We start from the raw sequence: 13409 nt of genomic DNA, 5'->3' as shown, positions 1-13409 counted from the left end.
CTTTCATTTTACAGGTTCTGCTGTTATTTGGACATACTATTTTCGAGAAAGGAGTCGGATGATGAAAATATTTGTCTGGATCGCACTGCTTGTTATCTGGCTCAGACTGGACTGGGTGGCAGGATTAAGAAAAAATAAAAATAAGCATCTTTCCGCGTATTCTAAGAAAAATGCACATGCTGATTTTTTTGATGACGGAGTTAAATGGATGAAACAGCTGGAAGATGACTGTCTGAATGCTGTCTGTACAATTGATATGATGTTTTTCATTTTACAGCCGGATGATGCCGGACAGCGTCTGATGAAACTGCTTGTCAAAAAAGCGCGTGAAGGTGTCCGTGTACGTCTGATGCTGGATGCAATTGGCAGCCGTACCTTTAAAAAGTCGCTGAAGCAGACTCCGCATGAAGGTGTCATCATTCAATTCAGCCGTCCATTTACGTTTAAAGGTAGCTGGTTTTTCATGCAGAAAAGAAACCATAAAAAGCTTGCAGTGATTGATAAAAAAATTGCACATGTTGGTGGATTTAATATCGGGCTGGAATATTTACATCTGGATCCTGTGCTGACTCCGTGGCGGGATTATCATTTACGTTTAACTGGTGAGATCACTCAGGATTGCCAAATTGAATTTGAGCGTGATTGGCGGCAGGAGTTCATTGAATCTGAAACAGCGGGAAACGGCGCGTATCAGTTGGTATCCTCTGAGGCAGTTGATCAGGAAGCGTTCATCTGCAACCTGCTGAAAAAAGCGAGGGATTCTATTTTTATCGGTTCTCCTTATTTTATTCCGACTCAGAAGGTTGAGTCTTGCCTGTTTAATGCCATCGAAAGTGGTGTAAAACTAACCGTTTTAGTTCCAGGAACACCTGACCATCCACTCGTTCAGCCTGCTTCCTATCGCTACCTCCGCCGTCTTCTCGAAAAAGGAGCAGATGTCTATCAATTCCAAAACGGCTTTTATCATGCGAAAGCGATTTTGATTGATGGCAGGCTCTGTGACATTGGCACAATGAATTTTGATCGGCGGAGTCTGTTAATTAATGAAGAGTTAAATGTGATTACAGAAGATCAGGAAATAATCCTTTCTTTATCCGAGAGTATTGAGAAGGACCTGACCAATGCGGTGAAACTGAAGCAGGGAGATTTAAAAGTACAGCCGATTAAGGAGACGGCTGCGTGGTGTGTGGGGCATTTGCTTTAGTCGGAGTAGCGAAGTCTGGGTCTGACCCAGACTTCGCTACCGGAATTGAGGTGATGGCGGCATGTTCACGACCGGATTGCTGCAACTTTGGCGAGGATTGCTACAACTCTCCGCGTGTATCGGTACAACTCAGCCCGTTATCACAATTAAAAAAGCCTGCAGCATCACTCGACTGCAGACCTTCCAACGATCCAGCAAGTTGCCGGACCCGCTGATTTATTCTTATCAACACCAAAATCAGGCATAGAGGCTTCAATACAAAGCTGCTCACTCATCCTTGCCCATTCCACTGCCACACCTTTTGACCCGACCGGCCAGATCACTGTAACAGACGGGTCATCAAGATAGGAGCGGACGAGGCTTAAAGGCGCAACCTCCGAAGCCTGTTCCACCACTTCCATCCCAACAAGCGGCTTTCCAGCAAGCGTCCATTCAACCGGACCGCTCACGTCTTTGAAATCCCGCACTCTCTCACCAAGCACAGTCACTGCAACAGCAGACTGCTGCAGCACCATATTTGATTCAGTGCTGCCAGTCACAGCAGCATCAACACTAACTTCAGCGAGACCCTTTAGAACACCTGCATGAAGCTTTCCCCATGCAGCTTCTTCGCAAAAATTATGCAACACTACTGAAACCGGTACTGCTCCTGCTGAAAAACAGTCCATCACAGCTGTGCGGAATGCGTAATAGGCAACTATTTCATAAGGCACATTGACCTCATCCAGCGGTTTTTCACCAATCGCTCCGCTGTTATCTGACGTCATGACAAGTACACGGTCGCCCACCCGCCACTCCATGGCGTTACGGCCAAAAGCTGATTTATTCATCTTTAGATTTTTTATTCGTATGGAACACTTTTGCGCTTCGGATATATTCAACGTCTGAAATATTCTGGCGCGCATTGACAACACGAGCGCAGGCAAACAGATAATCTGATAGACGGTTCAGGTATTGCTGCGGCGTACCTGGAAGCTCTGCATCAAGTTTGGCAAGTGCTACAGTCTGGCGCTCTGCGCGGCGTGTGACCGTTCTTGCGATATGAAGCGTCGCTGCTGCAGGTGATCCACCAGGCAGGATAAAGCGCTCAAGCTCCGGTGCTTCTTCCATCAGTTCATCAATTCTCTTTTCAAGCTGCTCGACTGCTTTTGTATCAAGCTTCCACTCACGGCGGCTAGATACATTCGCAAGATCGCCGCCTGCATCAAACAGTTCGTGCTGGATCGCTTCAAGATCTGCTAAAATATCAGCAAACTTTTCAGCATCAAGCTCTGTAACAGCCTTTCCAACAAAGCTGTTCGCTTCATCAATTGTACCGTACGCTTCCACGCGGACGTCATCTTTAAAGACACGTCCCCCGATTAAACTCGTTTGTCCTTTATCCCCTGTTTTCGTGTAAATTTTCATTTTAAATCCTCCTTTTTTTCAGCTCTTCTGCAATACCATACCAGACTCTCGTCACGCGTTCTGCTTTTAATGCGGAATATTGATGACACCAGCCGAGAATGTCACGCGTGAAGCGCTGTTCTTTTTCGATTGGCACGATTCCTTTTGACTGATCTGTTCCAATGATAACGACGCGCCTGTCAGGATGCCCGTTTTCCCATTCGATTAAACGGTCTACTTCCTGCTTCCATATTTGTACGACTTCATCACTGTCGTTTCCAAACTGTTTGAAAATCCAGTGTTCAAGGTCTGTAAACAAAATGTTGTTCAAACCGTCATCCAGCTCTGTCCCAGGCTCATTGATCTCCTGATACCGAGCCTGATCGAGCTGTGATTCTACCCATTTTCGTTTGCCGTTGTAGGCACCGCCGATAACAAAGTGCAACGGTCTCCCCTCCCGAACGACTCCGCGTCTTTCCAGACAAGTGTCAGCCCTTCACCGTGAAGCGGCTTCCAGTCCCAGAAATCTTTTTCTTCTGGCGCAAGCTCTGTTAAAAGTTTTCTGATTGAACCGCCGTGCGCGACGATGGCGATATCCCTTACCTCATCATGTACACACCACTCGCGGATCGTTTTCCATGCTTCCATGACACGCGCTGAAAAATCTTTAAAGGACTCGCCGTTTTCAGGCTGCATCACTTCCGGATTATTCAGCCATTCTGCAAAGTCTTCACGTTTTTGCAGCTCGTCGGCTTTCCGGCCTTCCCATTCTCCAAAATTAATTTCACGCAGGCCGCGATGCTGAATTTTCGGCTGATCCGGAAACAGAATGTCCGCTGATTCCACACACCTTTTCAAATCACTGATCACAACGCGTTCTGCGTCCGGCCGGTGCTGCTTCGTTTCATGCAGACGGTCGATTCCATCCTGTGAGATCGATACGTCTGACCATCCGATATAGACTTTATCCTGATTTTCCTTCGTTACCCCATGACGATAGAGAGATAACACCACACGAGTATCAGACTCCATAATTCTCCTCCTTCAACTGAAGCACCGAGCGAATCTCCCGAGATGCCGCCAAATGCTTTTTTAAAAAAGATCACGCTGATGATTGTAAAGACAATGGTTCCTGCTAAAAGTAAGATGAGTAACGGCCATAACTCCGGTGAAATAACCAGCGGGATCACTGCAACCAGACTGACTGTACCTGCTTTTAAAAGAACGCGTTCAGTCAGATAACGTTTTAAGTAGTACGCCATGCCGTCCTGCCTGGCAAGTGGCGCTTTTACAAGTAAAAAAGCGATCATCAGGCGGGACAGCACCGGAACCCAGATGAGCCAGGTCCAGCCCGCCGCTCCCTGCATGGAAAGATCCAGCAGGAGAATAAACTTTGACGCCAGCAGAACAATGAGTGACAGTACACCAAACGCACCGACTCTTGGATCCTTTAAAATATCATGTTTCTTGTTAGTATCTTTATAAGAAAAGTAAGCATCACTCACATCCGCCCAGCCGTCCAGATGCAGACCGCCTGTCAGCACAATAACCGTCAGCCAGATTAGAAACGCAGTGATGAGCGGGCTCACAGAAAAAGCGTCTGCAGCAAAAATGATGCTGAGCGTAATACTGCCAATGATTGCACCAACCAGTGGCAAAAGCCCAATCATCCAGCTGACAGACCGGTTGTTCATCTCTATTTCACGGCGAATCGGTAGGACGGTGAAAAACTGAATCGCAAGCAGGAATCCTTTTACCATGATGATACCTTATTTCCTGCAAGCTTATCATATTGACGGGTGTTCATTGCAGCATCCCACCTTTCCGGATCTGCGCATGACCCACTTCCATTTCAACAGCGCGGTTGCTCTCTTTTACGAGCAGCTGGTGGATCTCACCGATCAGGCGCTGATAGACAGCAGTAAATCCATCTATAAAGACCGGTTCACTCAGCACTTCATTTGTGACGATATAAAGGTCTGCCTGCATTTTCACTGACCTGATAAAACAGGTGAGATCATGCAGAATCTGCGCTTTTACTGATCCTCTCATCAGCTCATTGGTCAGCCATGTCGTCACGCAGTCCCAGACGACGATCGCGCGCTCCGGAATTTTTTTAATCGCTTCCGGCAGGTCAATCGGCTGTTCAACTGTCTGCCAGTTTTCATTTGCACGATCCTTTTGATGCCTTTTAATCCGCTCCTCCATTTCATGATCGAAGGAAACGCCGGAAGCAAGATAGATCAGACTGCCACCGGTTTCACGCTGCCTGTCCAGCGCCTCTTGTTCAGCCCATCCGGTTTTGCCGCTCCTGGCGCCGCCGATGACAATGGTTACTGTGCCCATAACGTCACCGCCTCAATCAGCTGCCGGTTTTGCTCAGGCAGCTTCAGTCCTGCTCTCAGCCATTCGCCGTCAAGGCCTTTGTAATTGTACGTGTGACGCAGCACAAGCCCCTCCCTGAGTAGAAACCTCCAGAGTGCTTCTGTCTGCTGTGGATCTGGCGGCTGAATACACACATAATTGGCTGCAGAGCCGGATACTTTAAACCCGAGATTGCGAAGAGCAGCTGTGAAATGCATGCTTTCTTTTCTGATAAAAGCGCGGACTTCCTCTGTGTATTGCGGATCCTGTAAGACAGCCTCGCCCGCTAAAAGCGCAAGCTGATTCACATTCCAGTGAGGCAGGTACTGACTGATCTCTTTTACTGTGTCTTCATCCGCCAGTACATATCCAAGCCTCAGTCCTGCAATACTGTACACCTTCGTCATTGATCTGAAAATGATGAGCGAAGCGCTGCCAGTGTGATCTGCAAGTGAATATTCTTCTCCTGCCATATCAATAAAGGCTTCATCCAGTAAAAGTATACTCCCCGATTTCTCAGCTATTTCGAGCCAGGCTAAAAGTGTTTCCCGCTCAAGCCTGATGCCTGTAGGATTATTCGGATTACAGATAAACAATGCGCGATCAGACACTGATAAAAATGCATGAATGTCAGCGTCATCCGGCTGAAAGTTCGTTGTTTCAGCCGTGTAAATGTGATGAGTTATTGCACCGTTCGCCTCGAGAACCCGCTCGTATTCACTGAATGCAGGATGAATCACACCGACTGTTTTCCCCTGAAACTTCCTGAGCGCAGTCATCATCAGCTCTGATGCTCCATTTCCAAGGAGCACCTGTCCTTCACTGGCATGATGCTTACATGCAATCAGCTTTTTCAGGTACTTCCCTTCAGGATCAGGATAGGATGAGATTGCATTAAACCAATGATTCCACTGCTCTTTTAATCGCGCAGGCGGTCCGATAGGGATACTATTTTCACTGAAATCGATCACTTCGTCAGGTGTTCTCATACCTAACGCTTCATATAATTTAAGCGGATTAGCGCCATGTGAAGGTAAAGTCATAGAGCATGCCTCCGATCCAGCAGCATGACAGAAACAGCCAGGCCGTTCTGTGCATGATGGTGATGGTTTGGTCAATATGTTGTACGGTGAGCGGATCATCTGACAGACCAATGACCGGCCTGTTTGAGATTACGCCCTGATATGTATTGGTTCCGCCAAGTTTAATATGTAAGAGCAGTGCAACCGCTGCCTCGCCCCAGCCGCTGTTTGGACTCGGGTGCTTGCGTGCCTGTGCGGATAGATTTTTTAAAAGCGCGGACCTTTTACCCTGGACTGGCTTTACAGTGAGCAGCATGAGAAGCGCTGTGATTCTTGCCGGAATCCAGTTAGCTGCGTCATCAAGCTTCGCACTTGCCCATCCATATGCCTGATAACGCTCATTTTGATAACCGACAATCGAATCGCCGGTGTTGATCGCTTTATAACCCCAGATGCCAGGCGCGCCGAAAAGAAGGGCAAAGAACATTGGTGCTGTCACCCCGTCGCTTGTATTTTCAGCGAGTGTTTCAATCGTTCCGCGTGCAATGGCGGATTCATCAAGGTGTTCTGTATCCCGCCCGACGATCCAGGAAAGCTTTGTTCTTGCTTCTTCCATGTCTCCTTTTTGAAGGGGGGTAGAAACTTCTTTTGCTGCGTCAGCCAGACTTTTAGATGCAAGTGCTGATGTGATCAGGATCGTTTCAAGCATGAAGCCTGCGATCCAGTGAATCTGATAGCTTCCGTAAACGACTGAAGCTGTGATCAATATTGTTATTGCTACGACTAAAAATACACCAACGACACCTTTCAGCTTACGTGACCTTCCTTTATTCAACCTGCGCTCAAGCCATATAATGAAAGATCCGATCCACCTGACAGGGTGCGGCCAGGCGGGCGGATCTCCAATAAGACGATCAAGGCAGAGCGCAATCGTCATTGCCGCTGCATGTATGATCATAATATTCCCTTTCTTTTACGGTAAATCTGTATGGCTTCTGTCGTGCACTCGACAATTCCTTTACCGATCAGCTTCCCAAGCCGTGTGATTGAGCCTGCATACTGAACGAATGATCCATGTTGCGTTGCTGCTACCATGGCGCTGTCAGTGGACGTGCCTGTTGCAAGCGTACCTGTAAGTGGATCCTTTACATCAGCGTTTTGGAGCGCTTTTACTTTCGCTTCAGTGGCAGTCATCATCGCCTGAATAAATGCTTCATCAGACAGCTTGCCGTTAATAAAGATCCAGCTGTTGATCGTACCGATTGTCGCCTGGCGATCGCGTTCATGGGAAAGTGAGACATCAACCGCGTTACCGACACCTGCAGTGACAGCTATGACAACGGATAAACCGTTTTCTTCGTATTCACGTATCACGACATCTTCTACCTTTACAGCAGTCATCATGCCGACTGTGTCCGCTGCATTCCAGCCGTTTTTCGCGGCGTACATCTTCATATCCTCATAGCTGTCGTCACATTCATAATCCATCGGTACGTGCCTGTTTACAAAATGATGATACCAGCCAAGTCCCGCTCCAATTACTGCAGACGATAGTGTCTTCAGCGACTGCGGCGCCCCGACGTGAATATGGTCAGGCGTAACCGTGAAATGATCTTTTGTAATCTGAGACAGTGCGTGTTGACCATGATTCGGCAGCAATGTGACCTGCGGCTTTGGCAGCTCAGGGTGCGACTGCGCATGTACGCGCGCCTTGTACACCCGTTCCACCGTTTCTTTATTCATCACATGCCCCGGTTCAGCGAGCTGCACGGTCTCACCGTTGTGTAACAGCAGCAGGCGGTCACAGTATAATGAAGCAATATTTAAATCATGAAAAATCGAAATCACCGTCAGTTCATGCGTTTCCGTCCATTCCTTCAACAGATCAAGCAACTGCTTTTGGTAAGACAGATCCAGATGGTTTGTCGGCTCATCCAGTAAAAGCAGCTTTGGCTCCTGCGCCAGTGCCTGTGCTAAAAACACGCGCTGACGCTCTCCGCCTGACAGATCTTGAATCGACTTGCTTTCAAATTCAAGCACACCGGTCTGCTCCATCGCTTCTACGACCGCTTTTTCATCATTGGCCGTCCACGGTGCAAACATGCCTTTTTGGTGAGGATAGCGTCCCATCGACACCGTTTCGCGGACTGTATAGTCAAAAGCATGACTGTGCAGCTGCGGCAGTACGGCAATTTCACGGGCAAGCTGCTTGGCTGAATAACCTTTTAGCGGCTGATCCTTAAAAGAAACATCCCCTGTGCGGCACGGTAAAAGTCCGCTGATCATTTTCATCAGCGTTGTTTTACCGCTGCCATTCGGTCCAAGAATACCGAGAATCTCCTGCTTCTGAAGCTCAAATGAGACGTTTTTCACAACATCCTTTTCTCCATAACCGCCGCTAATGTTTGTAGCTTTCAGCATCGCTATCCTCTCCTTTCCTTACGTTTTTGTATAAGTATCAGTCCAAATACAGGCGCTCCGATTAAAGCGGTAATGACACCGATTGGCAGCTCAGTCGGTGCGACAATCGTTCTTGCGACAAGGTCACACAAAATGAGCAGGCTTGCACCATTTAGAATCGAGAGCGGCAGTACGTGGCGGTGGTCTGAGCCTGTCAGCATTCTGACCATGTGAGGGACGACGAGCCCTACAAAGCCAATCGTTCCCGACACTGCCACTGCTGCACCTGTCAGCAGCGACCCTGAAGCTAATACAACGAACTTTCTCCGCTGAACATTTACACCTAAATGCTGAGCCCGCTCTTCTCCAAATGCCATGGCATTCAGCTCGCGCGCATTCCAGATTAACAGAAAGGCCCCAATCAAAAAGAACGGCGCAATCAGGCGGATATACTCCCAGCCTCTCATTGATACACTGCCGAGCAGCCAGTTGATGATCTGTCTGAGCTCATCTCCTGTTAATGCAATCATCAGTGATAATATTGAGCCGAGAAATGAACTGAATATAATGCCTGTTAAAATAATTGTTTCCATTTTCATTGATTTCTCGACCATTCTTGCAAAGCCAAGCACAATGATTAATGTTAGTAATGCAGCTAAAATACTAATGACAGGTAACGTGAAGCTTCCAAGTCCGGGTATCGTCAATCCAAGAAAAATCGTTGCAACCGCTCCAACTGACGCACCGGATGAAACGCCAAGCGTATACGGGTCAGCGAGCGGATTTTTTAGAAGTCCTTGAAAAGAAGCCCCCGCAATTGCAAGGGATGCCCCGACAAGTGCCGCAAGCACAACACGTGGAAACCTGATATCAAGCACGATTGAGCTGAACATCGGGTCCAGTGCTTCTCTGTTACTGAAAGCCCCTGCAAAAATGCTGAGCATTTCCATAAACGGCACCCGTACAGAGCCGACTGTGACCCCGAGTGTGAATGCAGTCAGTAAAAGCAGGATGGAAACAGCGTATCCCGCCCAGACCTTATTCCGCGAAAACATCAGGATAGATCGCTTCCGCAAGCGCCTGCGTTCCTTCTACGAGTCTTGGACCTGAACGTGTAACTTCATCTGATGGAACTTCAAATACAGCTTCTTCTGTTACAGCAGTAACCTGACTAAACCCTTCATAACTCATCCACTGATCTACAGCATTTTCAACATAATAACCAAATGTGAGCAGTGCAACATCAGGGTTACGTGATACAACTTCCTCTTCTGTTAAAGGTACAAAGCCTTCCTGATCTGCCATCACGTTTTCAGCATTGATCAGATCAAGCATTTCCTGAATAAATGTATTGTTTCCTGCCACATACATCTCAGGTGGTCCAGCGACATCAACCAGCACTGATTTCTGGTCCTCTTCTGATATCGCTGAAACCTTTTCAGCAATTTCATCAAAGCCTGCCTGCATATCGGCAATTATCTGCTCTGCTTCTTCTGTTGTACCAGTGACCTGACCAATCATGTCGATCGTGTCATACACTTCATCAAAAGTCATCGCATTTTCAATCACAACAACTGAAATCCCTGCATCTTCAATCTGCTGAAGACCATCTGCACCACCCGGATTAGAGGCATGTGCAAGCACAACATCAGGCTGAAGGGCAATAATCTTTTCTACGTTAAATTCCATGCCGCCGATTTTTTCAACTTCCATTGCTTCTTCAGGGTAATTGTCAAAGTCAGATACACCGACAATTTCTTCATCAAGTCCAAGTGCGTATGCAATCTCTGTATTACTTGGCAGCATCGAAACGATCGCATCTGGCTGCTCTTCGATTGTAATCTCGTCACCATTTGCATCTGTTACAGTGACCGGGAATGATGATTCTGACTCAGCAGGCTCTTCTGCTTCTTCCTGTTCCTGATCGTCTGCTGGTGCTTCTGTTGTTTCTTCTGCGCTATCTGAGCAGGCTGAAAGTACGCCTGCTGCGAGTAAAACTGGTAACCATTTTTTCATTTTGTGTTCCTCCGTCTTATGATTTTTGACAATAAAAAAACATCTCACGCGGGAGATGCAGGGTTGCAGGGTATAGCCGTATGTAAAAAACGGAGAGACTGCAACACCCGCCCATATCCTCGTAGGCGTGTCAGGTGCTTGGAATCAAGGCAGGTCTCCTGGCTTATGACGATCAGCGTTTGCCTCCTTCCCATAGCTGAAGCTACAGTGGATGCGGCAGACATATGTCATTTACAGTGGCGGGACCGCGCTGGAATTACACCAGCTTCCCTTTTAACTGATCATTGACGATCAGCACCTCTATCCGTTCATATTGAAATGTTTTTCCAATGCTATTATAGCACTTAGTTTTGGATTTTGTGCAAGAGATTTTTGGGTGGGGTTGGGTGTGTTCTTAGAAAAGTCAGTCTTGTTCGTAGAATAGGGCATCTTCTTCGTAGAAAAGTAGACAGGGTTCATAGAGTAACACTGGTGCTTCGTAGAAAGTTAAAGCCACTTCTTAGAAAAGTGAAAAATGACCTAGTCCTAAAACCACTTAAAAGCCGCCCGGCGCTAGCCGGACGGCAGGCAAATCAGTTTTTGATTTCAAGTGGTCTCAAGCTCGCTTCGATTTGCGCGCGCTTAGGCTCAAGGAATGGCGGCAGCGCAAGCTCTTCACCGAGGTGCTCCATATCCTCATCCGTTGCAAAGCCCGGCTCATCTGTTGCAAGTTCAAACAGAATCCCGTTTGATTCACGGAAGTAAATGGAGCGGAAATAATAGCGGTCCACTTCGCCTGATGTCATCAGACCAAAGCTGCGGATGCGGTCATCCCATTTTTCATAGTCCTCGAAAGTCGGAATTCGGAAGGCCACGTGGTGCACGCTTCCCCGGCCAGGACGTTCAGGCGGCAGGTCAGGGCGTTCTTCAATATGCACTTCAGCACCTGTTCCCCCTTCAGCGACAGACATCACCTGAATCGCAGGCAACTCAGCGCCAGCACGATTCGGATACTCACCCACTTTTTCAAAACCAAGCACTTGCTCAAGTACTGCGATTGTTTTTTCTGCGCGGCGTACAGTCAGTGTCACCGGTCCGAGCCCAACAATTGCATGCTCCTCAGGCACATCAGCGCCAGTCCATGGCACACCTGGTGCAACACCTTCCTCACCATTATCCGCTACAAGCATCAGGCGCGACCCTTCTTCATCCTCAAAATAAAGTGTGTCACGGCCCGCACGTTTTTCAATGTCATCATGACGGACATTTAGTTCCTCAAAACGCTTTTTCCAGTAATGAAGCGATTCAGTCGTCGGCACGCGGAATGCCGTATTTGAAATACTTGAAACGCCTGGATACGTACGTCCTGCCATCGGGATATCAAAGTAGGTTATATCCGTTCCCGGACTGCCTACTGCATCTGCGTAAAATAAGTGATAGGAAGACGTGCTGTCCTGATTGACAGTCTTTTTAACCAGGCGCATGCCTAACACTTGTGTAAAAAATTTATGGTTTTTCTCAGCAGCCGATGTGATGGCTGATACGTGATGAATTCCTGTTACTTTCATAGCGAACACTCCTTTTATCTCGAAACTGAGATATTTCCCGTCTTTATTGTATGCCTGTTTGTAAAAGAATGCAAGGGAAAACATCTCGAATTCGAGATAAATCTTCGTTTGATTTATTTATTGATTAAGATGTCGTGGTTTTTTGCAGAGTTGCTGCATTTACCTCTGAGGTTGTAGCGATACACCCGGGAAGTTGCAGCTATTCTGCTCCAACTTGTAGCAATCCCTGCCTGAGTTGTAGCAATCAGCTCAGAAGTTGTCGCAGTCCGTGCAACACCTTGTACCATAAACAAAACCGCCCCAACAAAGGAGCGGCTCATCACTATTAATCTTCCAGCGCCTGTTCCAGGTCTGCAAGTAAATCTTCAATATCTTCAATCCCAACCGAAATTCTCACAAGTCCGTCTGTAATACCAAGCTCTGCGCGGCGTTCTGCAGGAATTGATGCATGCGTCATGCGCGCCGGTACTGAGATCAGACTTTCAACTGCGCCAAGGCTTTCGGCAAGCGTAAAGTATTTCACTTTTTCAAGTACGCGTGCTGCTTTTTCACCGCTGCTAACGTCAAATGAGATCATTCCGCCGAAGCCGCGTGACTGCTTCGCTGCTGTCTCGTGGCCGGGGTGTGATTTAATGCCAGGATAGTGAATTGTTGTAACTCCTTCATGACGCTCAAGGAAAGAAACGATTTCTTTTGCATTCACTTCATGCTCTTCCATACGCAGGCCAAGTGTTCTGATCCCGCGCATTAACAGCCATGAATCCTGTGGTCCAAGGATTGCGCCTACAGAGTTCTGTACAAAGTGTACTTCTTCAGCAAGCTTAGCTGAGTTCACGACCACAAGTCCTGCTACCACATCACTGTGTCCGCCAAGATATTTGGTCGCACTGTGTACGACGATATCTGCACCATGATCGATCGGCGTCTGCCAGTATGGTGTTGTAAATGTATTATCCACAATTGTCAGCAGTCCGTGCTCTTTTGCAACAGCAGATACTGCTGCAATATCCGTTACTTTTAAAAGGGGATTCGTTGGTGTTTCAATAAATACCGCTTTCGTATTTTCCTGAATCGCATTTTTCACATTGTCAGGGTTGCTAGTATCCACAAATGTAGAGTCAATCCCGAGACGGTTCAGTACCTTCGTCATCACTCGGTACGTTCCGCCGTAAACATCATCAGTTAAAACGACGTGAGAACCTGTGTCAAACATCATCATAACTGAGCTAATTGCTGCCATTCCGGACCCAAAAGCAAATCCTGCATGACCATTTTCAAGATCCTTGATTAATTCTTCAAGCGCATGACGCGTCGGGTTGCCTGTACGCGAATATTCGTATCCCTGACGCAGACCGCCTACGCCATCCTGCTTATATGTGCTTACCTGATAAATTGGCGTGGAAACCGCACCTGTTGCTTCGTCTCCAACAATCCCGCCATGTATCAATTTCGTTTTCTGCTTCATATGTG

General features: G+C 47.5%; 15 protein-coding genes and 1 riboswitch. Of the genes, 1 reads left to right on the top strand and 14 read right to left on the bottom strand.

Annotation, left to right across the window (positions count from 1 at the left end):
* Nucleotides 1-61 precede the first annotated feature (61 nt).
* On the top strand, nt 62-1204 hold the full coding sequence (locus tag ACH6CZ_RS08775) for a phospholipase D-like domain-containing protein (protein WP_374097055.1): 1143 nt from the start codon (nt 62-64) through the stop codon (nt 1202-1204).
* Between the two features lie 164 nt (nt 1205-1368).
* Here the strand turns inward: ACH6CZ_RS08775 and ACH6CZ_RS08770 are convergent, their stop codons facing one another.
* From ACH6CZ_RS08770 to ACH6CZ_RS08705, 14 genes are all read right to left on the bottom strand, one after another.
* Nucleotides 1369-2034, bottom strand: coding sequence for an ATP-binding protein (locus ACH6CZ_RS08770; RefSeq protein ID WP_374097054.1), 666 nt, complete (start codon nt 2032-2034; stop codon nt 1369-1371).
* A complete protein-coding gene (locus ACH6CZ_RS08765; protein WP_374097053.1) occupies nt 2027-2611 on the bottom strand; it encodes a cob(I)yrinic acid a,c-diamide adenosyltransferase in 585 nt (194 codons plus the stop codon). The genes ACH6CZ_RS08770 and ACH6CZ_RS08765 overlap by 8 nt, the downstream gene beginning before the upstream one ends.
* 1 nt (nt 2612) lies before the next feature.
* Complete coding sequence (locus ACH6CZ_RS08760; RefSeq protein ID WP_374097052.1) at nt 2613-3035, bottom strand: bifunctional adenosylcobinamide kinase/adenosylcobinamide-phosphate guanylyltransferase; 423 nt, start codon at nt 3033-3035, stop codon at nt 2613-2615.
* Nucleotides 2987-3622: a histidine phosphatase family protein gene (locus tag ACH6CZ_RS08755; protein WP_374097051.1), complete on the bottom strand. Its 636-nt coding sequence runs from the start codon at nt 3620-3622 to the stop codon at nt 2987-2989. Before ACH6CZ_RS08755 ends, ACH6CZ_RS08760 begins: the two co-directional genes overlap by 49 nt.
* Nucleotides 3574-4350 carry an adenosylcobinamide-GDP ribazoletransferase gene (cobS, locus tag ACH6CZ_RS08750; RefSeq protein ID WP_374097050.1) on the bottom strand — a complete coding sequence of 259 codons (777 nt, stop codon included), beginning with the start codon at nt 4348-4350 and terminating at the stop codon, nt 3574-3576. The genes ACH6CZ_RS08755 and cobS overlap by 49 nt, the downstream gene beginning before the upstream one ends.
* 43 nt (nt 4351-4393) lie before the next feature.
* Entirely contained in the window at nt 4394-4936 is a 543-nt protein-coding gene (locus ACH6CZ_RS08745; protein ID WP_374097049.1) for a bifunctional adenosylcobinamide kinase/adenosylcobinamide-phosphate guanylyltransferase, read from the bottom strand.
* Nucleotides 4924-5997, bottom strand: coding sequence for a pyridoxal phosphate-dependent aminotransferase (locus ACH6CZ_RS08740; RefSeq protein ID WP_374097048.1), 1074 nt, complete (start codon nt 5995-5997; stop codon nt 4924-4926). The genes ACH6CZ_RS08745 and ACH6CZ_RS08740 overlap by 13 nt, the downstream gene beginning before the upstream one ends.
* On the bottom strand, nt 5972-6934 hold the full coding sequence (gene cbiB, locus ACH6CZ_RS08735; protein WP_374097047.1) for an adenosylcobinamide-phosphate synthase CbiB: 963 nt from the start codon (nt 6932-6934) through the stop codon (nt 5972-5974). Before cbiB ends, ACH6CZ_RS08740 begins: the two co-directional genes overlap by 26 nt.
* Nucleotides 6931-8397, bottom strand: coding sequence for an adenosylcobinamide amidohydrolase (locus ACH6CZ_RS08730; protein ID WP_374097046.1), 1467 nt, complete (start codon nt 8395-8397; stop codon nt 6931-6933). Before ACH6CZ_RS08730 ends, cbiB begins: the two co-directional genes overlap by 4 nt.
* 2 nt (nt 8398-8399) lie before the next feature.
* Nucleotides 8400-9452 (bottom strand): FecCD family ABC transporter permease, encoded by a 1053-nt coding sequence (locus ACH6CZ_RS08725; protein ID WP_374097045.1) that lies wholly within the window; start codon nt 9450-9452, stop codon nt 8400-8402.
* Nucleotides 9415-10392, bottom strand: coding sequence for an ABC transporter substrate-binding protein (locus tag ACH6CZ_RS08720; protein ID WP_374097044.1), 978 nt, complete (start codon nt 10390-10392; stop codon nt 9415-9417). The genes ACH6CZ_RS08725 and ACH6CZ_RS08720 overlap by 38 nt, the downstream gene beginning before the upstream one ends.
* Nucleotides 10393-10523: 131 nt before the next feature.
* Nucleotides 10524-10709, bottom strand: a riboswitch (cobalamin riboswitch).
* Between the two features lie 255 nt (nt 10710-10964).
* Nucleotides 10965-11939, bottom strand: a complete 975-nt coding sequence (locus ACH6CZ_RS08715; protein ID WP_374097043.1) for a ring-cleaving dioxygenase — start codon at nt 11937-11939, stop codon at nt 10965-10967.
* Between the two features lie 113 nt (nt 11940-12052).
* The gene (locus ACH6CZ_RS08710; protein WP_374097042.1) at nt 12053-12226 is read right to left on the bottom strand and encodes a hypothetical protein; all 174 of its coding nucleotides are present in this window, start codon (nt 12224-12226) and stop codon (nt 12053-12055) included.
* 38 nt (nt 12227-12264) lie between these two features.
* The gene (locus tag ACH6CZ_RS08705; RefSeq protein ID WP_374097041.1) at nt 12265-13404 is read right to left on the bottom strand and encodes a bifunctional cystathionine gamma-lyase/homocysteine desulfhydrase; all 1140 of its coding nucleotides are present in this window, start codon (nt 13402-13404) and stop codon (nt 12265-12267) included.
* Nucleotides 13405-13409: the final 5 nt, after the last annotated feature.

This window comes from Jeotgalibacillus sp. JSM ZJ347, assembly GCF_044383825.1.
In the GTDB taxonomy this organism is placed as follows: Bacteria; Bacillota; Bacilli; order Bacillales; family Jeotgalibacillaceae; genus Jeotgalibacillus.
The sequence above is the reverse complement of the archived record's forward strand: the minus strand, read 5'-3'. Positions and strand labels throughout refer to the sequence as shown.